Below are 24,559 nucleotides of genomic sequence, written 5' to 3'. Positions count from 1 at the left end.
TGATTTAAGTCGAACGCTCGATGCTCAGTTTGCCGGAACTTCGATCCTGCAGCACGATCCGCGCTTTATACGGTTCCCCCGTCCCGCTGAAGGACAGCAGCTGTGTACGGCCGGAAGCCAGCAGCGATTTCAGCATGTTGGCGCTGATTTTTTTGCCGGAGAACTCCTTCCAGATCACAAAGCCGCAGCCGTCTTTGAATGCAGTACAGCCGTAACCCTTTTTGCCTTCGATAATCTGGCCGTGGCAGCCCGGCCGCGGACATGGACCATGTGTCAGCCGTTCCCCCGGCGTTCCGGGGGCCGCGGCAGCAGCGGCCGTTTCCGTGCGGGCCGTTCGCGAAGCGGTCCCTGTACCCCGCTTGCCCTTCCCTGCTGCCGACCTTGAGCGCGGCTTCCCCCGGCCCTGCTCCTGATCCGTACCGAAGAGCGAAGATGGCGCCGCCTGCTGGACACCAACCTTCTCGATGATGGAGACCGTAAATTTGCGGACATTGTCCATAAATTTAACCGAGGCTGCCTCGCCCTTGGATATTTGATGCAGACGCCGCTCCCACTGCCCGGTCATCTCGGGAGAAGTCAGCAGCTCGACGCCTGCCTGGCGAATGAGCTCTACCGCCGTCCGGCCCTTCTGGGTAATCGTGATCTTTTTGCCCTGCATAGCGATATACCCGACCTTCTTCAGCCGTTCGATCGTCGCCGCCCGGGTGGCCGGCGTGCCGAGACCGCTGTCCTTCATCGCGTCACGCAGTTCGTCGTTTTCAATCGTCCGGCCCGCGCTTTCCATCGCCTTCAGCAAGGTGCCCTCCGTATAGCTCTTTGGCGGCTGCGTAGCTTTCTCTTTGGCTTCGCTCTTGCCGCATTTCACCGGCTTCTCGGGATCCAGATCGAAAGCCCGGTCATTCCACTCCAGATCTTCTTCCTCTTCCTCCTGCTTTGCGGATTTCGTTTTCTTCCCGCTCTTATCGGTGCTCGGCATCAGCACCTTCCAGCCCAGCGACAGCAGCTCCTTCACGTTCGTTTTGAACAGGTCCCCCTCGACTTCGGTCAAGACGGTATGCTGCTTGTACAAGGCAGGCGGATAGAACTGGGACAAAAACCGCAGAATGATCAGGTCGTACAGCTGCTGTTCCTCCTTGCCCAGCTGGCCGGGCCGCTTAAGCGTCGGCAGGATGGCATGATGATCCTCGACCTTCTCCGGATTGCAGATCGCCTTGTTGTTCTTGTGTACCAGGGATGCGTTGGCCCCTTCAGCCTGTTCCTGATATGAAGTGGATTTCAGCATATGCAGCGCCTTATGCATCCCTTCAATATTTTGCTCATTGACGTAATTCGAGTTGGTCCGCGGATATGAAATCACCTTATGCCGTTCATACAATGCCTGCGCGATGTCCAGCGTCTTCTTGGCGGAGAAGCCGAACTTGGCGTTTGCGTCCCGCTGCAGCAGCGTCAGGTCATACAGCTTAAAAGGATACTCCTTCGTATCTTTGACTTCGTATTTGGCGATTTTGCCTTCCTTCCCTTTGACCCTGACGGCAATCGCCTCAGCCTTCTCCTTGGAGGTCAGCCGATCTCCCTGCCACGTTCCCGTGTACTCCAGCGCCTCTTGGCGAAAATGAGCCTTAACCTCGTAATACGTCAGCGATTCAAACGACTCGATTTCCTTCTGCCGGTCGTATATGAGCGCCAGCACGGGCGTCTGAACCCGTCCGACGGACAGCAGCGTATTATGCTTGGTCGTAAACGCCCGGGTCGCGTTCATGCCGATAAGCCAGTCGGCCTCGCTGCGGGCCCTGGCGGCCTGCGTCAAATTTTCGAATTCCTCGGCGGCGCGTAGCTCCCTGAAGCCCTTGGCGATGCTCTCCGCGGTCAGGTCCGAAATCCACAGCCGCCGGACGGGCTGCTTCAGCTTCAGCTGCTGCTGAATCAGCGCAAAGATGTACTGCCCCTCCCGTCCCGCATCGCAGGCATTCACGATCCGGTCGCAGCGTTTTGCCAGCTCCCCGATCGTTTTCAGCTGGTTTTTCGTTTTATAATGCGGCACGATTTTGAATTGGTCGGGCATGATCGGCAGATCACGAAAGTTCCATTTCTTGTACCGGTCATCATAGGCATCCGGCTCTGCCAAACCGACGAGATGTCCGATAGCCCAGGTAATGATATACTGCTCCCCCTCCAGATAGGAGCGGGCATTCTTCGCCCTCGGCTCAATGACCGCGGCAATGTTGCGCCCCATATCCGGTTTTTCTGCTATGACTAGAGTTTTCAACAATCATTCGCTCCCCGCATGGAAAAAGGCCGAGAATAGCTGCTCCCGGCCGGTTTATTCATGGATAACTTCCACGTTCTGATAGAGTTGACTCTAAATTATGATAGCATACGAGAGGCCCGTTTTTCAATGCAAGCGGGAAAGCCTTTGGAGAGTCATCTCTTGGCGGCAGGGCCTCCCGCTCCAAGGATCAGGAAGGGTTACAATCAAAGCGGTGCCAGTCCCTGACGATGTTTCCATCTGGTTTCGGTCACTTGCTTTTTTTGCGGTAAAGCTGAAATGCAAGCGGCATGAACACGGCAATGATACATCCCAAGCTTATCAGCGTGGTGGTCAGGGCAGCCGTACCCGCCGTACCGTGTATCAATGCCCGGGCGGATGCGGAAGCCAGACTGACGGGGTTGTAAGCAACGACCGGACCTAGCCAATCCGGCATGGTGGACGTGTCGGCAAACACGTTGCTCGTAAACATGAGCGGATACAGCACGAGATAGGACATCGTCGTGAGCGATTCGGTTTTCCGTACGGTCAGCCCCAGGCAGGCAAAGATCCAGCTGAAACTGAAAGCATAGAGCATCACGAGCAGCATTGACAACAGCACTCCAAACCATCCCGCTTCCGGGCGGAATCCGAGCAGCATTCCGAGCCCTAACGTCGTAATGAGTCCCACGGCGAAGGATATGAGGTTGATGGCCATCGTGCCGATGATCGCAGCGGGCTGCCAGAACGGCAGCGTTCGAAATCGGTTAAAGACACCGCGTTCGATATCTGTTTTGAGATTGATGCCAATGTACACCGTCATGGTGGTGACGGTATACACCATCATGCCTGGCAGCAGATACTGCAGGTAATTTCCCGTTGATCCGGAAATGGCGCCACCGAACAAATACGTAAAGATCAGCAGAAAGACCGCCGGGAAAATGATCGAATCGATCGCTAAATAAGCCGCGTTGCCGCTCGTTTTCCGCCATGAGCGCCAAATAAAGGTCATTACCGCTTGCAGCGCGCTCGGCCGCGGCGGGCGCTCCCTCAAGTTCAGGGCGGCCACCATTTTGGACTGTGTATCGCTCATCGGTTCTCCTCCTTCAGAGTTTCTGCTTGAGCGCTCCTGCCGGTCAGCGTGAGAAAAACCTCGTCAAGACTAGGCTCTCCAAGCGAATATTGGTGCGTATAAATACCTGCCTCACTGAGTTCCGTCAGCGCCAGCGCAGCCTGCCGCGGATCGGAGACTTGAGCCGACAGTTCGGCGGGGTTCGCATGAAGCCGGGCTTCTGTTTGAAGTACGCGCCGCAGGACCTGCTCGGCTTCCTCCCGCTGCTTCGGGTCGGCCAGCCGGATTTGAATCGAGCCTGAACCGATCGAAGCCTTTAGTTCGGCGGGCGTTCCTTCGGCGATGACGGAGCCCTCGCCGATCACTGCCACGCGGTCCGCAAGCTGGTCCGCTTCCTCCAGATACTGGGTCGTCAACACCACGGTTGTGCCATGGTCCACCAAAGTGCGCACGATATCCCACACTTCGCTGCGGCTCCGCGGATCCAGACCGGTTGTCGGTTCGTCCAAAAAGAGAAGGTCCGGAGCGACGAGCATCGCCGCAGCAATATCGAGCCTCCTCCGCATGCCCCCGGAATACTTTCCGGCCGAACGCCCGGCCGCATCGGTCAGGCCAAATGCATCCAACAGCTGTTCGGCCCGGACTTTGGCCGTTTTGGCGGAATAACCCGCCAGCCTGCCAAAGAGGACCAGATTATCGCGGCCGGTCATCCCCTCGTCCACCGCGGCGAATTGCCCGGTGAGCCCGATCCTTCGGCGTACGGCATCCGCTTCCCGCACGACGTCGAGTCCAAAGATCCGGACCGAACCGGAATCCGGTGCGAGCAGCGTGGACAAAATGCCGATCAGCGTCGTCTTGCCTGCCCCGTTGGGGCCGAGTACGCCGTACACGGTTCCCTGCTCAACCCGTAGGTCCAATCCCTTCAGAACATCCTCCTTGCCGTAAGCTTTCCTTAGCCCGCGCACGTCAACGGCTGCTTCTTGTTCCATGTTCTACCTCCTACTTAGCGCTTGAAATTCAACTTACATCCAAATTTTATAACACTCATGCAAATGGGAAGGCTGGCTTAAATTTTCATATGAATTCAAAGTAACCCTGCAACAGAACATTATCATGTCACTTAAAGCTTTTTGTGCAGTGTTTGCCGGCATGTTATCCTTGGGGGAGTGAAGATAGTCCAAGCGCATAAGGGGGAAAGGGAAATGCGTTATTATAAGCCGATCGAAATCGCCAGGGAATTGTATATCAGCACAAGCGCCCTGCGTCACTATGAATCTTGGGGGGTAGTCCCCGAGCCGGAGCGGTCGGATAACGGCTACCGCCTGTACACCCAGCTGCACCTGGCTTATTTCCGCTGCCTGCGGGCTATGTTTTCAGGGTTCGGGGTCGGGATTACCTCTGAAGTGCTTCGCTTGATTCAACAGCGTGACATGGACGGAGCCTTCTGGCTCGTCAATCAGGAGCAGGCTCGTCTGCAGCATGAAAAAACGGTTGCCGAACAGACCCTGGCTTTACTCCAGGATCCCGAACTGCCGCTTGTCTCGGGCAAACGATTGAAGGGACGCATGACGATCGGCGAAGCAGCTGAGCTTACGGATGTGCAGCCCTCGGCGATCCGGCATTGGGAAAAAGAAGGGCTGATCCAGCCGGAACGGGATCCCGAAAACGGGTACAGGCTGTTTACCCCCACGCATGTCCGGCAAATTTTGCTGATTCGTACATTAAGGAAGACGGTTTATGTGCTGGAAAACATGAAAGAAATTGTGCAAGGCGTTGAGCAGCACAGCGTTGAAAAAGCGAAGAAGGTGACGCTGGAGGCGTTATCGAGTATCCATGACCGAAACCGGCGGCAGTTCTTCGGGGTTCACTTGCTGGTCGAGCTGTGCATCGAAGAAGGACTAATCGATCCGGTAGAATACATTAAAGGCTTGTGGTTTGATTATTTCCAAAAAGCCAAAGCGGAAAAAGCACCCGGCGAAGCTCCATGAAAAGGGAGCACTCGCTTCGGATGCATTTTTAACTTAACTATGTATCAGCAGCTCTCCCTTTGATAATCCCAGACCTTGGGAGAGCATGATGTTTTTAAAGAGGCAGGTTGAGCCTGCCAGTTTACCGTTTCAGTTCCAAATGCAGGAGCGGGAACGGCCGTCCGGAGCCGTCCAGCTCGGACCGTCCCGTCCGTACAAATCCATACCGCTGATAAAACGCGTATGCCCCGTCGTTCTGCTCGTTGACGTCGACCCGCAGCCGGCTTCCCTTCAGCTGCTCCGCATACCGGAGTAAACGGGTGCCAATGCCTTGTCCATGCCTGTCGGGATCGACGAACAGCATTTCCACCATACTGCCGTCCAGCCCGATGAAGCCCAAAGGGACGCCGCTGTCATCCTTTTCCACCCACACCTCCACGTGCTTCAGCGCCTGCTCGTCTACAATCCGGCGGTAAAACGCGATATCTGCCTCGGTTAAAAAAGCATGCGTCTCCCGAACCGCCCGGTACCACAACTCTACCAAATGATCGTGATCCTCTTCCCGATAAGCCGTTATTTGTCCCATTGATTTCTGCCTCCTTACATCGTTATTTGACCTGATACAGAAAAAACAGCAGCCCCGCCAACAATGCGGAGCTGCTGTCCTATCATACCCGTGTCATGAGCCGGCGATCTTATACCAGCACTGTCGAACCCATCAAATATTTGTCCACTTCACGGGCAGCTTCGCGGCCTTCGTTAATGGCCCATACGACCAAGCTTTGGCCGCGGCGCATGTCGCCGGCTGCGAAAACTTTGTCCACGTTTGTGTTGTATTTACCCTTCCGCGCTTTTACGTTCGAGCGGCGGTCCGTTTCAAGGCCGAGCTGTTCGGTAATCGTCTGCTCCGGTCCGTCGAAACCGATGGCGATCAGCGCCATTTGCGCTTTGAATACCCGTTCCGTTCCCGGAATCGGCTGGTAGATTTTACGTCCGGTTTCGTCCACCATCCGCTGAATTTGAACGGTGTGCAGCTCCTGGAGGTTTCCTTCGTCATCACCCACAAATTTGGTGGTCATGATGGAAAATTCACGCGGATCGCTGCCGAAGACCGCTTTCGCCTCTTCCTGGGCGTAATCCAGCGTGTATACGTTCGGGAACTGCGGCCAAGGGTTGTTGATCGGATCGCGCTCCAGCGGCGCCTTCTCATGCGTGCCAAACTGCGTAACGCTTGCACAGCCATGACGGAGTGCTGTTGCAACGCAGTCCGAACCGGTGTCGCCGCCGCCGATCACGATGACATCTTTGCCTTCTGCGGAAATGTAGTTCCCGTCGGCAAGACCCGAGTCTAGGAAGCTTTTGATCGTACCGTTCAAGTACGTCATGGCATAATGAACCCCGTTCAGATCGCTGCCTTCAATGTTGAATTCGCGCGGTTTGGTGGCTCCGCCGCACAACACGACGGCATCATAGTCGTCAACGAGCTGCTGTGCAGGAATGTCCTTGCCGATTTCGGTATTCGTAATAAACTGGATGCCTTCCGCTGCGAGCAGGTCCACACGGCGCTGAACAACGGATTTGTCGAGCTTCATCGACGGGATGCCGTACATCAGCAGGCCGCCGATGCGGTCCGCACGCTCGTACACCGTCACGCTGTGGCCCGCTTTGTTCAGCTGTGCCGCCGCGGCCAGTCCTGCCGGGCCCGAGCCCACGACCGCCACGCGTTTGCCTGTACGTTTCTCCGGTGGGTTTGGCACAACCCATCCTTCTTCAAATCCTTTATCAATAATGGCCTGCTCGATCGTTTTGATCGTTACCGGCTGGCCGATCAGGCCGACGGTACAAGAGCCTTCGCATGGAGCAGGACAAATCCGGCCGGTAAACTCCGGAAAGTTGTTCGTTTTATGCAGGCGCTCCAGCGCTTCTCTCCACAAGCCGCGGTAGATGAGGTTGTTCCATTCCGGGATCAGATTGTTGACCGGGCAGCCCGAGGTGCCTCCAGCCATATCGATTCCCGTATGACAGTAAGGTGTTCCGCAATCCATACAGCGTGCGCCCTGGGTGCGCAGTTCTTCTTCGGACATATGTTTATGGAACTCTTCCCAATCCTTAATCCGCTCTGCAGGATCGCGATCCGCCGGAAGCTGGCGGCTGTACTCCATAAAGCCTGTTGGTGTTGACATGACGCATTTTCCCCCATCCGTTCTTTTCTATCTTGTTGAAAGTTACTTCCTATCTATCACATTATCGACACGTAGATAGATTGAACCCGAGCCTGTGCATGTATTATCCCCTTACCACGGCGCAGCTTTCGTGATAGAACATGATACGCTCAAGTTCATTCTACATAGATATTTCAATTATAGTATCATTTGAAACTTTGAATATTAAATGGATTATCCGCATAATTATTTGTACTATTTCACATCGAGATCACATGTCGTGATAACATGAATTTCGGTTAACTTTTGCGGATATAGGTGCAGAAACGGTAGGAATACGGGTTTTTCTCATCCGTGATCCCTTCGACCTCTTCTTGCAGAATCCAGTCCCCGAAGTCTACTTCAGGGAAGTAGGTGTCGCCTTCAAACGTCTCGTCGATCCGGGTGACGATCAGGCAGTCCGCTACCGGAAGCAGCTTATAGTAAATCTCCGCTCCTCCGATCACCATGATCTCTTTATTCTTGCCGAGCTCAACCGCTTCTTCTATCGTATGAATGATCTGGGCTCCCGGTGCCTCGTAATCCGGATCGCGGGTCAGGACGACGTTGTCGCGTCCAGGCAGCGGTTTACCGCCGAAGGATTCCCACGTTTTGCGGCCCATGAGAACCGTTTTGCCCATCGTCTTTTCCTTGAAAAAAGCCATATCCCGCGGAAGCCGCCAAGGAAGCTTGTTGTCCCGCCCTATTACTCCGTTTGAGCCCATGGCCCAGATAAACGTCATTGTCATGGTCAAAAAGCTCCCTTCAACATAAAATGAAAGCCGACTAGATGGCGACCGGCGCCTTAATGCCTGGATGATGCTGATAATTCACGAACTCGAAATCCTCGAACTTATAGTCGAATATCGATTCGGGCTTCCGTTTGATCACAAGCTGAGGCAGCTCGAATGGCTCGCGCTCCAGCTGGGTTTTGACCTGTTCCAAATGGTTTGAATAAATATGCACGTCGCCGCCGGACCAAATGAATTCGCCGACTTCGAGCCCGCATTGCTGGGCTACCATGTGCGTTAGCAGCGCGTAGCTGGCAATATTAAACGGCAGTCCGAGGAACGTGTCGACCGAACGCATCGTCAGCATGCAGGACAATTTGCCCCCGGCCACATAGAATTGGAATACGAAATGGCAAGGAGGAAGCTTCATGTTCTCAATCTCCGCCACGTTCCATGCGCTCACGATATGCCTGCGGGAATCCGGATTCCGCTTGATCGATTCGATCACATTCGCAATCTGGTCGATATGGGTGCCGTCCGGTGCCTCCCAGTTCCGCCACTGAGAGCCGTACACCGGTCCCAAATCCCCGTTCTCGTCAGCCCACTCGTCCCATATGGAAACGCCGTTTTCTTTCAGGTACCGGATATTCGTATCGCCGCTCAAAAACCACAGCAGCTCATGGACGACCGATTTCAAATGGATGCGCTTCGTCGTCACGAGCGGGAAGCCCTTGGACAGATCGAACCGCAGCTGTCGTCCGAAGACGGAAATCGTGCCGGTTCCGGTCCGGTCCTCCTTGGGGGTACCGTGTTCCAGTATGTCCTGCAGCAGCTCCAAATAGTTTCGCACTTTGTATCCTTCCTCTCAATGCCGAATGTCTATATATCTGATGATTGTGTATATTCTAGTTTACCATGTGGGGGCATGGTTGATAAACACCTAAAAAAGTCCATCCCCAGTGACCAGAATCCGCCCGCTTGCCGCATACCGGGAACTAACTGCAAAAAAACGGTTCCCAGGGTCTTCCCCCAAGAACCGTCCCATGCCAAATCCTTGTTGCCGTTACATCATCTCGAGATTTTTCATATGACAGACGCAGCGCTACCCTTTAACGGCTCCAATCGCCACGCTCCCGATGATCTGCTTGGAAAAGACCGCAAACACGATGATGATCGGCACGATGGAAATCGCCACACCCAGGTACAACAGTCCGTAGTCCATCCCGTAATAACCCTGCACGAGCGCGACCAGAACCGGCAGCGGATATTTGCTCTGCGAGAAGAACAGGACGAGCGGGCCGAGGAAGTTGTTCCATGAGCCGATGAACGTAAAGATGCCGAGTGCGGAAACCGCAGGACCCAGAATCGGCAGGATGATCTGGTTGAACGTCCGGAACTCGCCCGCACCGTCGACCCGCGACGATTCGATGATTTCGTCCGGAATGCTTCCGTCGATAAACTGCTTGATAAAAAAGACGTTAAAGGCGTTCGCCGCCGCCGGCAGAATGATAGCCGCGTAGCTGTCGAGCAGGCCGAATGTGCTGAACAGCCGGTATACCCCGATCAGGGCCAGCTGCCCTGGAACCATCATCGTGGCCAGCAGGGCGAAGAACAGCTGCTTGTTGCCTTTAAACCGGAATTTGGCGAAGCCGTAAGCCGTCAGCGCCCCGATGTACAGGGACAGCACCGTCGTGGATCCCGCAATGAAAAAGCTGTTCATGAATCCACGCCAAATGTTGATTTTTGCGGCCATGTTGCTGTAATTCGCCCACAAATCCTTCCCCGGCAGAAAAATGAACGACGAGGCGATGTCGGCATTGCTGTGGCTGGAGTAGATCAGCATGAGATAAAACGGGATGATACAGATGATGGCAAACCCGATCAGAAAAATATACAGCAGCACCATACCGGCGGACAGGCGGCGTTTGGGCTTGGCGGCATACGGAAGTTCCCGCCGGATCGGTCTAATCGCTTCCATGTTATCGACTCCTTCCTCAAGCCTTCTTCCGGTTCGTCAGCACAAACGACAGGACGGAGAACAGAATGATAATGATGAATAGGCAAAATGCGATGGCGGCTCCGTAGCCAAACCGTGTGCTCTGAAACGCGACGTTGTACAGGTACATGATGCTGGTCATGGATGCGCGGTCCGGCGCTCCCGTGCCATTGGTGAGGGTAAAGGGCTGATCGAAGATCTGCATCCCGCCGATGATCGAGGTGATGACCTGGAACAAAATGATCGGTTTCAGCATCGGAACCGTGATGTGCAGGAAAATGTGCTTTTTCGTAGCCCCGTCGATTTGGGCGGCCTCGGTCAGCGAAGGATCGATTCCCTGCAGTCCGGCCAAATAAATGATCATGGAGTAGCCGAAGTATTGAAAGAACAAAATCGAGGACACGATCAGCCGCATGAACCAGGCGTTGTTCTTCCAGTTGATCGGATCGTGGATGATACCGCTCTCGACGAGAAAGTGGTTCAGCCCGCCCGACTGCCAGTCGAAGATCAGGCTTACCAGCAGCCCCAGCGAAGCGGCGGTGACGATATGCGGGAAGAAATAGACGGCACGGAAGATGTTTCTTCCCTTGACGAACTTCTCGTTTAAAATAAAGGCGAGCACGAGCGAAACGGTCAGCTGAGGGATGACGGACACGCCCCAAATAAACAGCGTGTTGAGAAAGGTTTTGTAAAATATCGGGTCGTGGAATACCGTAATGTAGTTACCCAGCCCCACGAATTCCGGCGTCCGGATCCCGTCCCAGTTCGTAAAGCTGATATACAGCGAGTATAGAATCGGATACAATCCGAACAGCAGAAAGATGATAAAGAACGGTGCAATGAAAAAATAACCGTAATGGTCCTTCCGTATCGATTTGGCAAACATGGACGCACCTCCTGGTATAGGTTGTTCCAACGTTGTCGCAGCCGAATAATCAACCGCTAAGCGTCAATCCACCTCCAGCTCGGGGTACCTGAGCTTGACGTCCCGTTTAATTCTTTGGATGGCTTCTTCTTTCGTCTTCATCTTGTTGTTCAGGTACAGCTGCAGCACGTTTTTATATATGTCATTGTTGATCACCGTATCAAAAGGCGTCCGCTGATAGCTCGGCACGTTTTTCGCTTCCTCGGAAAAGAACTCGAAGTGCTTTTGGTTCCCCAGGTAAGCGGAAGTCAGCGTCGGAGCCAGCTGGTCGTCCACGACCCGATTGCTCGTAAAATAGTCCTGGTCATGGGCCAGCTCGGTCAAAAACTCGTGGTCGAAATTGTAGAAGTGGATAAATTTCCACGCCAGATCCTTGTTTTTGCTTTTGCTGTACATAGCGATATACGTTCCCCCAGAGCTGAATGAGGCCGGGCCGTGCGCAAGTCCCCATTTTCCCGAGGTATCCGGTGCATTCGCCTTGAACGTGTACTGCAGCGCCCAGCTTGCCCCTGGATAGAACATCACTTCGCCCTTTTGCATGGAAGCGGCATATCCGGCGCTCCCGTCATCAAATTCGGCCAGCACATGCCGCTGCCGCGCTTCCCGCACCATATCGAGCACCTTCAGGTAAGCGTCGTTGATGACAAGCTTGTTGTCCTTGACCCATGGAATGCCTTCGTATGAGACGGAAATGGCGTTCCAATTCGCCAGGGCGTGCACTTTGCCCCCGCTTTCTTTGGCAACCCTTTCGCCGATGTCGAAAATTTTGTCCCAGGAGTCAATCTGCTTGCTGACTTCCTCCGGATCGTCTGTGCCCAAATATTGTTTGGCCAGGTCCCGGCGGTAATAAATGCCTCCAGGTGTCGCCTGGTAACCCAGTGCCTTGACGTTCCCTTCAGAGTCCTTTTCGTTGGCTTGCACGAAGGGATACTGCTCAGGAATGAGCTTGTTTGCATCGTACGGAGCCGCAGACAGGTTCTCCAGGTAGGGAACGTCGATCAGCTCACGGATATTTCCGTTTTCGAGCATGAACACGTCCGGTGCCTTGGAAGCCGTCTGCAGAGGCGGATTTCAGCTTAGTGATGTAAAAGTTGCCCGGGATGTTGACGAAGTTCACCTTGACCCCGGGGTACTTCTTCTCAAACTTGTCAATGGCGTAATTCGCCTCATCGGTAAAGCTCCATACGGTTATTTCCTGGCTTGAGCCCGTTCCTTTGCCCGAGACCGTACACCCGGCCAGCAGGATGGACAAGCCCAGCAGACTCAGCATAAAGGTATATCCCCAATGATTTCTTCTCATGAGCACCCGTCCTTTGCTTTTCGCTTGATGTTGGTCAATCCCAGGATAACAACTAGTCCCCCCTCATCCACGATTAAAAAGGAAACGCTTACATCTAAGTTTGTTATCATTTTATGGGATTTTTGCCGGCCGGGCTCATCGGATATTGGTCTGGATTGTTCATTTATTGCGCAGTCCTGCCGCTTCGCTTGCGAAATTCGGAAGGCGTGCAGCCATTGTACTTTTTAAAAATGCGGTTGAACGAGTTCAGATTGTTAAATCCGTTCCGCACAGCGATCTGCAGAATGGATTCCGAACCGCCGAGCAGCTCCCATTTAGCTTGTGCAATCCGGTATTGATTCAAGTAATCCATTACCGTCATGCCGCGGGCTTCCTTAAACAGCTTGCATAAATAAAATTTGTTAAAGTTCGTATGGTCGGCAATGTCATCCAGCTTCAGCGGCTGGTCGTAGTGCCTTTCCAGATACTCGCACACCGCCTCAATAAAGGCGAATTTCTTGCTCTCGGAGCAAGCTCCCCCTGGATAATCATCCTCCATTTGCCCCGGCTTGAGCCGGATCAAGCGAACGATCAGGTCGTACAGCCTTGCTTTCATGGACCATTTATAACCGGGCTGCCTGCCCGATTCTTCTTCAGCAATCGCTTTCATCATCAGCGCCAAATTGGCCTTCTGCACTTGATGTGCCGGAATGACGGTATTGTGCGAAACGAGCGACTTTAAGCTTTGCTCATCCGGGCCGCAGGGGTTCGTTCCTGTTAAAAAATGCATGCGAAATACGATAATCAGCAGCTTGCCGGTGCCGGGCAGAAAAGAATGGACTTCACCCGGCTTGATCATCAAAATCTCCCCTTTCTTCAGCTCACATAAGTGATGGTTCAGTTCGATGCGCGCCCCGCTTTCGGCTACATATACAATTTCAACTTCTTCATGCCAATGCGGCGCAAAAAGAAACGTTTCTTCTGTCTGAACCACACGAATCGGAAAATCTTCGTCCATCAGTCCTCTTTCCAGAAATGAGGTCATTGTTCCCATAACATCCCCCACCTTCCCTCGAATGAAACGTTCTGCTCTTTCCATTGTAGCAAAATCCTCAACCGGTCAGCATCATCACCCAGATGATCCCAATAATTAGAAAAACAACATATCCCCTCTTATTATGATATGGGTGGATTGCAGAACTGTCCTTTCAGGATGGTTACTTCAGAGGTTAATGGATCCGGCTCCTTTGGCGCTAACGCCTGAAATGACGAAGTCCCTTCAATAACAAAAAAAGAAAGAGCCGCCTCATGCGGCTCTTTCCTTGAGTTCCTTCTATATATGATGATAACTTAACGGCGTGGTGCGATCACGTGAATCGGATTGCCCAGCGCAAGCTCGGCAGTTTCCATAACGATTTCGCCCAGCGTTGGATGCGCATGGATCGTCAAAGCGATATCTTCCAGCGTGGCGCCCATTTCAATAGCGAGGCCCAGCTCAGCGATCAGGTTGGAAGCTTCCACCCCGGCAATGTGGCATCCCAGCACGAGCTGAGATTCCTCGTCAAACACCAGCTTCACGAAGCCGTCCGCAGCATTGAGGGACAAGGCGCGCCCGTTGCCCGCAAACGGGAACTTCGCTGCTTTTGCTTTGTAGCCTTTTTCTTTTGCTTCTTTTTCGGTGTAGCCTACGCTCGCGCATTCAGGATCGACGAATGCTACGGCAGGAACGACTTTGTAGTCCACGACGGAAGGATGTCCGGCGATGGCTTCAGCCGCTACTTTACCTTCGTAAGAAGCTTTGTGTGCCAGCGCAGGGCCTTTAACGATGTCGCCGATTGCAAAGATATGCGGCTTGTTCGTACGTCCTTGATGATCGACTTTGATCAGGCCGCGGTCATCCAATTCGATACCGATCAGGTCGAGTCCGAGCTCTCCGTCGGTGTTTGGACGGCGACCAACCGTAACGAGCAGGTAGTCGGCAGTCACTTCTTTCGTTTCGCCGTTCACGGAGTATTTCACCGTAACTTCATTGTCGGTTTGAGTCGCGCTTTCCGCTTTGGCGTTTGTGATGATTTCCACGCCGGTTTTGGTCATGCTCTTCACAACGAGCTTCGTCATATCCGGATCGAATCCGTTCAGGATGGAATCCAGTCCTTCGATGATCGTCACTTTTGTACCGAATTTGGAGTACATTTGGCCAAGCTCGGCACCGATGTATCCGCCGCCGATGACAACCATGCTCTTCGGAATTTCAGGCAGGCTCAGCGCTTCTGTCGAAGACAGGATGCGGCCGCCGAACGGGAACGCTTTGAGCTCGATCGGACGGGAGCCGGTAGCGATGATGCAGTTTTTGAAACGGTAGCGAGGGGACTCGTGTTCGTTGAACACGCGCGCCTCGTTTTCGTTGATGAACATGCACTCGCCGTTGAAAATTTCAACCTTGTTGCCTTTGAGCAGGCCGGCAACGCCGCCGGTCAGCTTTTTCACAACGCCGTTTTTGAATTCCTGGGTTTTGCCAAAGTCCACTTTCACATTTTCAGCAGTTACGCCGAAAGATTCGCCGTGAACGGCAGACTCATATTGATGAGCCGCCGCAATCAGGGCTTTGGAAGGGATACATCCGCGGTTCAAGCACACGCCGCCCACTTCGGATTTATCCACGATCAGAACCTTTTGTCCTAGCTGTGCAGCACGGATGGCTGCCACGTAACCGCCGGGACCAGCACCAATCACTAATGTATCGATATCGAGAGAAGCGTCACCTACTACCATATCTTACACCTCCATAACCAGCAGCTCAGGGTTGCTGAGCAGTGATTTAATATAGTTCATAAAGTTTTGGGCTGTAGCACCATCGATGATGCGGTGGTCAAAGCTCAGGGACAAGGCCATAACTGGAGCTGCCACGATTTCGCCGTTCTTCACAACAGGTTTTTCGGTAATGCGTCCGGTACCCAGGATCGCCACTTCAGGGAAGTTGATGATCGGAGTAAAGAACATGCCGCCGGCGGAACCGATATTGGTGATGGAGATCGTGCTGCCTTTCATTTCTGCCGGAGCCAGTTTGCCGTCACGGCCGCGTGCCGCGAGGTCGCGGATCGCGTCAGCGATCATCCAGATGCTCTTACGGTCGGCATCTTTGATGACCGGTACGATCAGACCGTTATCCGTATCGGTTGCGATACCGATGTTGTAGTACTTCTTGTAGACGATTTCGTTGTTTTCTTCGTCGATCGTCGCGTTCAAAGCAGGGAATTGACGGCTGGCCGCCACAAGCGCTTTGACGATGAACGGCAGATAAGTGACCTTCGTGCCTTTCTTCTCGGCGATCGGTTTCATGCGGGTACGGAATGCCACCAGCTCGGTTACGTCCACTTCGTCCATGATCGTAACGTGCGGAGCTGTGTACGCCGATTTCACCATGGCGTTAGCGATCGCTTTACGGATTCCTTTGAACGGTACACGCTCTTCTTCAGCACGCGGATCCGCAGCTGCTGCTGCCGCTGCAGGTGCAGCTGCCTTGTCTTCAGCCTTAGCTGCTGCAGGCGCTGCCGCTTGACCGCCGCCGTTCTTGAAGGCTTCGACGTCTTCTTTAGTCACTTTACCGTTGTTGCCTGTTCCGCTCACTTGCGTGATGTCAACGCCTTGCTCACGCGCAAACTTGCGCACGCTTGGCGTAGCCAGCACTTCTTTGTTCGGAGCTGCAGGAGCCGGAGCTTGGTCAGCGCCGCCTTCTTTGGCATCAGCAGGGCTGCTTGCCGCAGGGGAAGAAGTTGTATCCGCACTGCCTTTTGCTGCGTCTGCTTCTTGGGCGCCGTGATCGCCGGCAGGAGCTTCCTGCTCAGGCACTTCGCCTTCTGCATCGATAATGGCGACTACTTCGCCAACACGGCACACCTGTCCGTCCTTCGTGAATACTTCCTGTACTGTGCCGTTAACCGGACAAGGCACTTCTACAACCGCCTTGTCGTTCTGCACTTCCATAATGATGTCGTCGTCTGTTACTTTATCGCCGGGCTTGATATGCATTTTGATAATTTCGCCTTCATGCAAGCCCTCTCCCAGTTCGGGGAACCGATATTCAAATTTTGCCACGTTACTACCTCCCTATTGAATGACTGCGATTCTTAGAATTCCATGACTTTGTTGACTGCAGCGATGATTCGAGCCGGTGTAGGAAGCCATGTATCTTCGATTTGGGCAAAAGGATATACCGTGTCAGGTCCAGTTACGCGCAGTACTGGAGCTTCCAGGTGAAGAATCGCTTTTTCGTTGATTTGAGCAATGACCTCAGCCGCAACGCCGGAAGTTTTTTGAGCTTCCTGTACGACGATGGCACGGTTTGTTTTCTTGATCGATGCAACGATCGTATCGATATCCAAAGGATTCAGCGTACGCAGGTCGATGATTTCGGCTTTGATGCCTTTCGTTTTCTCAAGCTCTTCCGCTGCTTTCGTAGCGGTATGAACCATCATGCCGTAGGCGATGATCGTCACGTCGGAACCTTCGCGGACCACGTTAGCCTTACCCAGCTCAACGACGTAATCCTCTTCAGGAACTTCGGCGCGGAACGCGTGGTACAGGTTCAAGTGCTCCATGAAGAACACCGGATCGTTGTCGCGGATCGCCGCAATCATCAGGCCTTTGGCGTCGTAAGGGTTCGACGGGACTACCACTTTAATACCCGGTGTTTGAACGGCCAAACCTTCCAGGGAATCAGTGTGAAGCTCAGCCGCTTTAACCCCGCCGCCAAACGGTGTGCGGAATACGATCGGCGCGTTGTAGCGTCCGCCGGAACGGAAACGCATGCGGGCTGCCTGTACAAACATTTGGTCGAGCGCTTCAAAGATAAAGCCGACAAACTGGATTTCGGCTACCGGACGGAAGCCTTGGATCCCGAGGCCTACAGCCAGGCCGCCGATCGCGGATTCAGCCAGAGGCGTGTCAAAGACGCGTTCCTCTCCGAATTCTTTTTGCAGCCCTTCCGTCGCACGGAATACGCCGCCGACATTACCTACGTCCTCACCAAACACAATCACGTTCGGGTCACGCTTGAGTTCCACGCGCAGCGCATCGCGGATTGCTTCCTTCATATTCATTTGTGCCATTGCTTCATTTCCTCCTTAAACATTCGTTAAACTACGCAAAACGGATCAAACGATTTATTGGAAATCGGCCTTTTGTTCTTCCAAATGTTTCGGTGTTTGTTCGAACATGCTGTCGATCAGGCCGGGTACGGTCATTTTTTGAGTCTGTTCCGCTTTTTTGATCTCTTCGTTTACTTTCGCTTTGGCTTCCTCTTTCACGCGGGCCGTGTCTTCTTCCGACCACAGGCCTTTCTTCTCCAGGTACTTGCCGAGGCGCGTAATCGGATCCTTTGCGTTCCATTCGCCTTCTTCGTCCTTCGTGCGGTATTTGGTTGCATCGTCGGACAAGGAGTGCGGACGGTACCGGTAAGTTACGCCTTCGATCAAAGTTGCGCCTTCGCCGCTCCGCGCGAGCTCAGCAGCTTCTTGAACAGCACTAATAACGGCAAGCACGTCCATACCGTCGACTTTTACGCCGCGGATACCGGCTGCAACCGCTTTGTGCGCGATCGACAAGGATGCCGTTTGTTTTGCGAAAGGAGTCGTAATGGCGTAGCCGTTGTTTTGTACGAAGAAAATGACAGGAAGTTTGAAGCGTCCGGCATAGTTCAGGCCTTCGTAGAAGTCGCCCTCGGAAGATCCGCCGTCACCTGTGTACGTAATGACCACTTGCTTCTGCTTCTTCAGCTTGTAGCCCATGGCAATACCCATCGCGTGCAAAATTTGCGCACCGATAATAATTTGCGGCATCAAGACGTTAACGCCCTCAGGAATGCGGCCGCCTTCTTGATGTCCGCGGGAGTACAGGAATGCTTGGTATAGCGGAAGTCCGTGCCATACGATCTGCGGCATGTCGCGGTAGCCCGGGCAGATAAAGTCATCTTTCTCCAGCGCGAATTCACTGCCGACCATCGTCGCTTCCTGACCGGAAACCGGTGCGTAGAAGCCGAGACGGCCCTGACGTCCAAGGTTAACAGCACGGTCATCCCAAGTACGTGTAAATACCATACGGTACATAATTTCTTTTAACTGATCATCAGTAAGTTTAGGCATTTTCGCTTCATTAACAATTTCACCGTCCGGAGAAAGCACGGAAAGCGCTTCGACTTCCTCGGTGTACACTTCATAAGGAACCTTGCTCATTCTCTTCACCTCAACAAAAAAATTTGAATATCAAGTTCCGCTGTTATAGAATTATTATACACCTGTTTTATTCGTTTCGTCAAAGCTATTGCGGATTAAATTTCAAAATATTTGCGCTTTGTATGTATAACAGGCGAATCTATTTTGTATAACAGACAGAGTGCTTTGACGGAAACAGGTACAAAATCGGCAAACATGGGTTATAGTAACTTATTGTTTTCCCGATTGCAAAAATTAACCGCACGAAAGGTGATCATGAATGACGGATTCAAAATACTTGAAACGAACCATTCACAAGGAACAACTGGAGAGCCGCTTTTTAAATGAAAGCCGTAACCTGCGCGTATATCTGCCGCCCGGCTACCACGAGGTCATCAGCTATCCGGTCGTCTACTGCCAGGATGGCGAGGAATTTTTTAATTTCGGCCGGATCGCGACCATCGCCAATCAGCTGATTCTGGATGATCTCGCCGAACCCTTCATCGTCGTAGGCGTCGAGGTCGACACCTCCGTGCGAACCGAAGAATATGCGCCGTTCGGCAGCCGGTTCGAGGCCTATACCCGGTGCTTTGCCGAAGAAATTATTCCCTTCATCGAGCAAAAATATCCCGTGCGGCAAGACCCCGGGCAGCGCGTGCTGGCCGGCGACTCACTGGGAGGATGCGTTTCGCTCCACCTGGCTATGAACTATCCGGAGATGTTTCACCGGATTATCAGCTTGTCCGGCGCTTACTATACGGACACCCAGGAAATCGTAGCCGAAAGCGATGACTTGTCCTGGCTCGATATCTACATGATCGTCGGCCTGCAGGAAACCCATTTCGAGAGCGACCTCGGAGTCTACAACTTCGTCGAGATTAACCGAAGCATGAAAGAACTGCTGTTGGACCGCGGCGCAACCGTTCATTATACCGAGAAAGACGGCAAGCATATTTGGGGCTTCTGGCAAAAAGAACTGCCGGATGCACTGCTCTATTTTCTCCGCGCCTGACCCATTACCCTCTATTGAACAGCACAAAGGTGAACATGTTCCGGTATGAATGCTAATGCAGCAGCCACAGCTCAGCCGACGTTCACCTTTTTTTATCCCCGCAAGTGGTTACGCTTTCAATTCCAGCCTGAAAAAACGGCAGTGCGCCTGCCGCTTTCCTTTTTGATCATTGCCTCGTTCGGGCGTGTCTTATCTATTATAGCTTTTCTTGGCATATTTTGTCCAAAAGTACCTGGCAGCCCGCGTCCATCAATTCGTAAACCTGCTCGAAATTCCCCGTATAATAAGGGTCCGGCACTTCGCGAAGCTCATGATCCGGAAGCAGGTCCATAAACTTCAGAACGGTCGCCTGTTCTCCCCCCGGAAGCTTGCGCAGGTTCGCCGCGTTGCTGTCATCCATGCAGACGATGTAGTCGAAGGTTTCGAAATCGCTGCTCGCGACCTGTCTCGCCTTCATTCCCGCATAACTGATCTTGTACTGATCCAGCATCCGCCGGGTTCCTTCATGCGGAATCTTGCCGAGGTGCCAGTCTCCCGTGCCTGCGGAATCCACGCTGATCTTTCCTTCCAGCCCTGCCTCGCCCACTTTATGTCTCAAGATCGCCTCAGCCATCGGTGAGCGGCAAATGTTGCCCAAACAAACAAATAAAACGGAAATCATGTAAGTCTCGTCCTCCTAGCTTTATGCTGATTCCTTATGCCGCTCGTCGCGGATGACGGGCTGTATGGCAGATGGCTGCAGCGAACGCCGCGGAAGCTTCCATTTATAAAAAACAGACAGCATCCGGAACACCACCACCGCCGCAAACAAAACGATCACTTCCAGTGTGGTCTGGATCCAATGTAGTCCGATGGCTACCCCGGCCAGCATCGCCCACACGGCATAGATTTCATCTCGAAGCACAAGCGGCTTCCTTCCGGCGAGCAGGTCCCGGATAATCCCTCCCCCAATGCCCGTCAACACAGCGGCAACAACGACCGCGCTGAGCGGATGATGCATGTTGGCGGCATACAATGCGCCTTGGATCGCGAAGGCTGACAATCCCACCGCATCCAGCAGCGCCTCCGCCCTCTTCCAGTGCCTGATCCAGTTTACAGGCAGCAGGAAAGCGACGATCACCGCCACGATCGCCAATTTGATCAGCAGTCCCTGGCTCCAGAGCGTCGTCACCGGCACACCGATCAGCACATTGCGGATGACCCCGCCGCCGAAGGCAGTCACCAGGCCGAGAACCAAGATCCCCAAAATGTCGTACTCTTCCTCCATGGCTACGAGCGCACCGGACATGGCGAAAGCGATGGTGCCGATCATGCTGAATAGTTCAAAAACGTGCATGTCCACTTTCTTTCTGACCTCTCCCTAACATATGCTGTCATCCATTGTAGCCGCTGCCGGCCGAATTGTGCAACCATCTATTCTGATTTATACTAGAATAACTTCCAAGCCCTTTCGATAAAAAGCGAATTAAAGGGCTTGCCAAGAGCCGTCAATGCGACAATCGGAGGTAAATAGGATGGAACAGAAACGGGTATTGATCTTTTCCGGAGGCGATCTGCACAAGCAGTATTTGAAGGAAATCAGGCCTTCCGACTTTTTGATCGGTGCCGACCGGGGAGCGTTATTTTTAATAGAAAACAATTATAAGCCTGATCTGGCTGTAGGCGATTTTGACTCCATATCTCCGGCCGATTTGCAGAAGGTTAGAAGCGGCAGCAAGCAGCTCATTGATTGCGATCCCATCGACAAGGATTTGACCGATACGGAGCTTGCGTTGGACCTTGCCATCAAAGAACAGCCGGATATCATTTTGCTGATGGGGGTTACAGGATCGAGGCTCGACCACACGTTAGCCAATATCCAGATGATGAACCGGGTTTTGCAGCACCACATCTCCTGCGCTCTGCTGGACCGTAACAATTATATGACACTCACCGGCTCTTCCATTGAGGTCCAAGATAGAGGGTACAAGTATGTTTCCCTGCTGCCTATGACCCCCGAAGTGACCGGAATTACATTAACAGGATTCCAATACCCCTTAGACAACGCCACGCTTAAAATGGGAGAATCCCTCGGCATCAGCAACCAATTAACCGGTTCCCAAGGCACAATCAATGTGGAAGGCGGACTCCTGCTTGTCATCCAAAGCAATGATTAAGACAGCCGCAGCTTTGCTTTGACAACAATTTTGTAACCGAAATGAAAATTGCAAAAAACAATGAAAACCCTTGATACATCAAGGGTTTTTTATTTGCTTCAAAGGTAGGTATATGTATTTCTTAATTTTTTGTAACTTTTAATCGTTTTTTAATAAAAGCCCATTTCTCTTACAGCCCCAACGTTTTGTTACACCACATCCAGAATTTAGGCTGTTACAAAGCTGTTATACTCGGAGACGAGCCTGAAAGAAAACGAAATTTGGAGGTAATACAACATGAACAAACAAATGATCCAAAAATTAGTAACCGTAGGGTTATGTGCATCTATAGGATTTGGTGGAATGATCGCAACGAGCGCACAGGTAACGGAAGCCTCTGCCGCTAATACTCAAGTTGCAACGACATCGACAACGACTGGACAAAAAGTCGTCAATTACGGTAAACAATATATGGGTACTCCATACAAGTTCGGCGCTTCGACCAGCACAACAAGAAATTTTGACTGCTCTTCTTTTATGAAGCATATCTTTAAGAAGTACGGCGTAAACTTGCCGCGTACTTCTGTGGCGCAATCCAAAGTCGGAAAAGCCGTATCGAAAGCAAACCTGAAGCCCGGCGATCTTGTGTTCTTCTCCAGCGGCAGCAGAGCCAACGGACATAACGTAACTCACGTGGCGGTGTATGCCGGCAACGGTAAAATCCTGCACACGTACGGTTCTCCCGGCGTAACGATCTCCAATCTGAACTCCGGCAACTGGAAGAGAACTTATCTGAAAGCACGCCGCGTACTGTAGGTTATAATAGACATCAACGTGGATGGCTGGTAGTCCAGTAGGACTATTGGCCTTCTTTTATTATATAACCCACTCCGCGTACGGTGTGAATCAGTTTTTTCTTAAATCCGCGGTCAACCTTTTTCCTCAAATGCCGGATATATACATCCACGACATTGGTCACCATATGAAATTCGAATTCCCATACATACTTCAAGATGTCCTCACGGCTGCACACTTGGTTGACGTGCCTGGCCAGGTACAGCAGCAGGTCATATTCTTTTGCGGTCAGTTCAATAGGGATTCCACCGCGCGTTACTGTCCGGCTCTTGGGGTCGATGTCCAGGTCGGCAATCGTGACCGTCTGTCCGTACTGCTCTTCGATCAGCCCGAACAGCGACAGCAAATTGCGGATCCGGGCCAGCAGTTCGTCGGTGTCGGCAGGCTTTTTCAGTACGTCGTTTGCGCCTGCACGGAAAAGCTTGGACACAGGCAGGTCCATCTCGGACGGCGTCAAAACGACGGCAGGGAACCGCCGGCCCTTCTGCTCACGCTGGACGGTGCGAATGAGCCGGGTTAAAGGCACAGCGGAATCGGTCAAATCCATGAGCAGCAGGTCGACCGGATGGCTGCGCGCGTATTGAGCAGCTTCTTCTTCGTCCCCGGCAATATATATTTCGAACCGCTCTTCCAGAAGAGCGTCTACGACCTCACTGTCCCTCGCCAGTCCCAATGCCAGGATGCTTTCGTGCATGTCAGCCCACCGACTTTTTTAGTATTGATGCTGTGCGGTCAGTACCGCTTGCTCCGGCGAGCACGCCGATTGTTTCCCTTTATGGTGGCCACAAAATAAAAAACCATTCCGGAGTACGGAATGGTCTGAATTGAAAATGATGCCTTTTACCCAAAATACCGGTGATACAGCGACCTCGCCTCGGGAATATCCTTGGTGCCGTGCACCAGCACCCTCCCGTCGGCAAAGATGACCATCCGCTTCGATTCCAATTGAAACGATACCAGAAAAGGATTCGCGTCGACGATGCCCTCTCCGAGCTTGGCCAGCCTGTCGGCCGTTTCCGCCAAATCGAGGGACCGCTTGCTTCCTGGACGGATCTGGACGGTGTCGCGCCCGCAGAGCACGTCGGTTTTCTCCAGATTTGAGGCTGACAGGTAGGGGTATGTCCGCTGATGACCACAGGTCGGGCAATCCTCCATTTTCGCATGGTCTACGCCGATCGTGATCCACTCGTTGCGCCATAGGTCAAAGGACACCAGCTTGTTCGATAACGCCTCGGGATGTCCGCTTAATAGCTTCATAGCCTCCGTAGTCTGGTGGGCCGTCACCATCTGTACGGCCTGTGGAATGATGCCCGCTGTGTCGCAGGTGTCTCCACCGAGCGGGACTGTGCCCAGCAAGCAGTTCAGACAGGGCGTCTTGCCGGGAAGAATGGTATAGGTGATGCCATAGCTGCCGACACAGCCCCCATATATCCAGGGGAGGTCATGCTTGTGGGCGAGATCGTTGATCAGTAGACGGGTATCGAAATTATCGGTACCGTCCATGATCAGATCCACCCCGCGGACCAGCTCCTCCAGCTCATCGACGCGCACGTCCATAATGTGGCTGTCGATGACAATCTCCGAATTGATCGCCTCAAGGCGCTGCTTGGCCGCAACCGCCTTCGGAAGCCGCCGCCGGGCGTCTTCCTCGGAAAACAGCTGCTGCCGCTGAAGATTGCTCCACTCCACATAATCCCTGTCGGCGATCGTGAGATGGCCCACCCCGGAACGGGCCAGCGTCTCGGCAATCGAAGTGCCAAGCGCCCCCGCGCCGATAATAAGAACGTGGCTGTCCGCCAGCCTCTGCTGGCCTTCCCTGCCCAAAGGGGCAAACCGCTCCTGCCGGGAGTAACGGTCTCCTGTATGTTGCATCGCTCATCGTTCCTTTCATAAAAAGCCGCCATCCCGAAGGAAAGCGGCTATGATATGCTT

The 24,559-nt window shown here is 53.0% G+C and carries 24 protein-coding genes; 4 read left to right on the top strand and 20 right to left on the bottom strand.

Translation table 11 applies throughout. The features are described 5' to 3' along the window. Positions 1 to 4: 4 nt before the first annotated feature. From ABID47_RS04425 to ABID47_RS04415, 3 genes are all read right to left on the bottom strand, one after another. The gene (locus ABID47_RS04425) at positions 5 to 2,266 is read right to left on the bottom strand and encodes a type IA DNA topoisomerase (RefSeq protein ID WP_354495044.1); all 2,262 of its coding nucleotides are present in this window, start codon (positions 2,264 to 2,266) and stop codon (positions 5 to 7) included. 250 nt (positions 2,267 to 2,516) lie between these two features. Continuing rightward, positions 2,517 to 3,338: an ABC transporter permease gene (locus tag ABID47_RS04420; RefSeq protein WP_354495043.1), complete on the bottom strand. Its 822-nt coding sequence runs from the start codon at positions 3,336 to 3,338 to the stop codon at positions 2,517 to 2,519. Next, positions 3,335 to 4,306 (bottom strand): ATP-binding cassette domain-containing protein, encoded by a 972-nt coding sequence (locus ABID47_RS04415; protein ID WP_354495042.1) that lies wholly within the window; start codon positions 4,304 to 4,306, stop codon positions 3,335 to 3,337. Before ABID47_RS04415 ends, ABID47_RS04420 begins: the two co-directional genes overlap by 4 nt. Positions 4,307 to 4,519: 213 nt before the next feature. On the opposite strand from ABID47_RS04415, the gene ABID47_RS04410 reads away from it, so the two are divergent. After that, positions 4,520 to 5,305, top strand: coding sequence for a TioE family transcriptional regulator (locus ABID47_RS04410; RefSeq protein ID WP_354495041.1), 786 nt, complete (start codon positions 4,520 to 4,522; stop codon positions 5,303 to 5,305). A gap of 121 nt (positions 5,306 to 5,426) precedes the next feature. Here ABID47_RS04410 and ABID47_RS04405 read toward each other — a convergent pair whose 3' ends face one another. The 13 genes from ABID47_RS04405 to pdhA form a co-directional block, all read right to left on the bottom strand. Continuing rightward, positions 5,427 to 5,870, bottom strand: coding sequence for a GNAT family N-acetyltransferase (locus ABID47_RS04405; RefSeq protein WP_354495040.1), 444 nt, complete (start codon positions 5,868 to 5,870; stop codon positions 5,427 to 5,429). Positions 5,871 to 5,979: 109 nt separating this feature from the next. Continuing rightward, positions 5,980 to 7,467, bottom strand: a complete 1,488-nt coding sequence (locus ABID47_RS04400; protein ID WP_076171352.1) for a glutamate synthase subunit beta — start codon at positions 7,465 to 7,467, stop codon at positions 5,980 to 5,982. 278 nt (positions 7,468 to 7,745) lie between these two features. Then, entirely contained in the window at positions 7,746 to 8,234 is a 489-nt protein-coding gene (locus ABID47_RS04395; RefSeq protein WP_354495039.1) for a dihydrofolate reductase, read from the bottom strand. Between the two features lie 37 nt (positions 8,235 to 8,271). Next, the gene (gene thyA, locus ABID47_RS04390) at positions 8,272 to 9,066 is read right to left on the bottom strand and encodes a thymidylate synthase (RefSeq protein ID WP_354495038.1); all 795 of its coding nucleotides are present in this window, start codon (positions 9,064 to 9,066) and stop codon (positions 8,272 to 8,274) included. A gap of 252 nt (positions 9,067 to 9,318) precedes the next feature. After that, on the bottom strand, positions 9,319 to 10,194 hold the full coding sequence (locus ABID47_RS04385; RefSeq protein ID WP_084203934.1) for a carbohydrate ABC transporter permease: 876 nt from the start codon (positions 10,192 to 10,194) through the stop codon (positions 9,319 to 9,321). 16 nt (positions 10,195 to 10,210) lie between these two features. Continuing rightward, the gene (locus tag ABID47_RS04380) at positions 10,211 to 11,098 is read right to left on the bottom strand and encodes a carbohydrate ABC transporter permease (protein WP_354495037.1); all 888 of its coding nucleotides are present in this window, start codon (positions 11,096 to 11,098) and stop codon (positions 10,211 to 10,213) included. Positions 11,099 to 11,161: 63 nt separating this feature from the next. Further along, positions 11,162 to 12,166 (bottom strand): ABC transporter substrate-binding protein, encoded by a 1,005-nt coding sequence (locus tag ABID47_RS04375; protein WP_354495036.1) that lies wholly within the window; start codon positions 12,164 to 12,166, stop codon positions 11,162 to 11,164. After that, on the bottom strand, positions 12,141 to 12,437 hold the full coding sequence (locus ABID47_RS04370; protein WP_354495035.1) for a hypothetical protein: 297 nt from the start codon (positions 12,435 to 12,437) through the stop codon (positions 12,141 to 12,143). Before ABID47_RS04370 ends, ABID47_RS04375 begins: the two co-directional genes overlap by 26 nt. 163 nt (positions 12,438 to 12,600) lie before the next feature. Continuing rightward, positions 12,601 to 13,470, bottom strand: coding sequence for an AraC family transcriptional regulator (locus ABID47_RS04365; protein ID WP_181908926.1), 870 nt, complete (start codon positions 13,468 to 13,470; stop codon positions 12,601 to 12,603). A 296-nt stretch (positions 13,471 to 13,766) separates the two neighbouring features. After that, on the bottom strand, positions 13,767 to 15,188 hold the full coding sequence (gene lpdA / locus ABID47_RS04360) for a dihydrolipoyl dehydrogenase (protein ID WP_354495034.1): 1,422 nt from the start codon (positions 15,186 to 15,188) through the stop codon (positions 13,767 to 13,769). Positions 15,189 to 15,191: 3 nt separating this feature from the next. Then, entirely contained in the window at positions 15,192 to 16,511 is a 1,320-nt protein-coding gene (locus ABID47_RS04355; protein ID WP_116229889.1) for a dihydrolipoamide acetyltransferase family protein, read from the bottom strand. A gap of 32 nt (positions 16,512 to 16,543) precedes the next feature. Next, entirely contained in the window at positions 16,544 to 17,524 is a 981-nt protein-coding gene (locus ABID47_RS04350; RefSeq protein WP_105442251.1) for an alpha-ketoacid dehydrogenase subunit beta, read from the bottom strand. A 54-nt stretch (positions 17,525 to 17,578) separates the two neighbouring features. Next, on the bottom strand, positions 17,579 to 18,646 hold the full coding sequence (gene pdhA / locus ABID47_RS04345; protein WP_145158804.1) for a pyruvate dehydrogenase (acetyl-transferring) E1 component subunit alpha: 1,068 nt from the start codon (positions 18,644 to 18,646) through the stop codon (positions 17,579 to 17,581). 259 nt (positions 18,647 to 18,905) lie between these two features. Here pdhA and ABID47_RS04340 point away from each other — a divergent pair, with 259 nt between their 5' ends. Beyond that, complete coding sequence (locus ABID47_RS04340; protein ID WP_354495033.1) at positions 18,906 to 19,637, top strand: alpha/beta hydrolase; 732 nt, start codon at positions 18,906 to 18,908, stop codon at positions 19,635 to 19,637. A gap of 196 nt (positions 19,638 to 19,833) precedes the next feature. On the opposite strand, the gene ABID47_RS04335 is transcribed toward ABID47_RS04340, so the two are convergent. Both ABID47_RS04335 and ABID47_RS04330 read right to left on the bottom strand, forming a co-directional pair. Further along, entirely contained in the window at positions 19,834 to 20,298 is a 465-nt protein-coding gene (locus ABID47_RS04335) for a low molecular weight protein-tyrosine-phosphatase (RefSeq protein ID WP_116229885.1), read from the bottom strand. A gap of 21 nt (positions 20,299 to 20,319) precedes the next feature. Continuing rightward, positions 20,320 to 20,973, bottom strand: a complete 654-nt coding sequence (locus ABID47_RS04330; protein WP_089550280.1) for a trimeric intracellular cation channel family protein — start codon at positions 20,971 to 20,973, stop codon at positions 20,320 to 20,322. 178 nt (positions 20,974 to 21,151) lie between these two features. Here ABID47_RS04330 and ABID47_RS04325 point away from each other — a divergent pair, with 178 nt between their 5' ends. Together ABID47_RS04325 and ABID47_RS04320 are read left to right on the top strand one after the other, a co-directional pair. Further along, on the top strand, positions 21,152 to 21,793 hold the full coding sequence (locus ABID47_RS04325) for a thiamine diphosphokinase (RefSeq protein WP_116229884.1): 642 nt from the start codon (positions 21,152 to 21,154) through the stop codon (positions 21,791 to 21,793). Positions 21,794 to 22,069: 276 nt separating this feature from the next. Then, positions 22,070 to 22,588, top strand: coding sequence for a C40 family peptidase (locus ABID47_RS04320; RefSeq protein ID WP_116229883.1), 519 nt, complete (start codon positions 22,070 to 22,072; stop codon positions 22,586 to 22,588). Positions 22,589 to 22,631: 43 nt separating this feature from the next. On the opposite strand, the gene ABID47_RS04315 is transcribed toward ABID47_RS04320, so the two are convergent. Both ABID47_RS04315 and ABID47_RS04310 read right to left on the bottom strand, forming a co-directional pair. Then, entirely contained in the window at positions 22,632 to 23,321 is a 690-nt protein-coding gene (locus ABID47_RS04315) for a response regulator transcription factor (RefSeq protein ID WP_354495032.1), read from the bottom strand. Positions 23,322 to 23,467: 146 nt separating this feature from the next. Then, positions 23,468 to 24,499, bottom strand: coding sequence for a thiazole biosynthesis adenylyltransferase ThiF (locus ABID47_RS04310; protein WP_354495031.1), 1,032 nt, complete (start codon positions 24,497 to 24,499; stop codon positions 23,468 to 23,470). Positions 24,500 to 24,559 lie beyond the last annotated feature (60 nt).

The organism is Paenibacillus favisporus, assembly GCF_040545415.1.
GTDB lineage: Bacteria > Bacillota > Bacilli > Paenibacillales > Paenibacillaceae > Paenibacillus_AQ > Paenibacillus_AQ favisporus.
The sequence above is the reverse complement of the archived record's forward strand: the minus strand, read 5'-3'. Positions and strand labels throughout refer to the sequence as shown.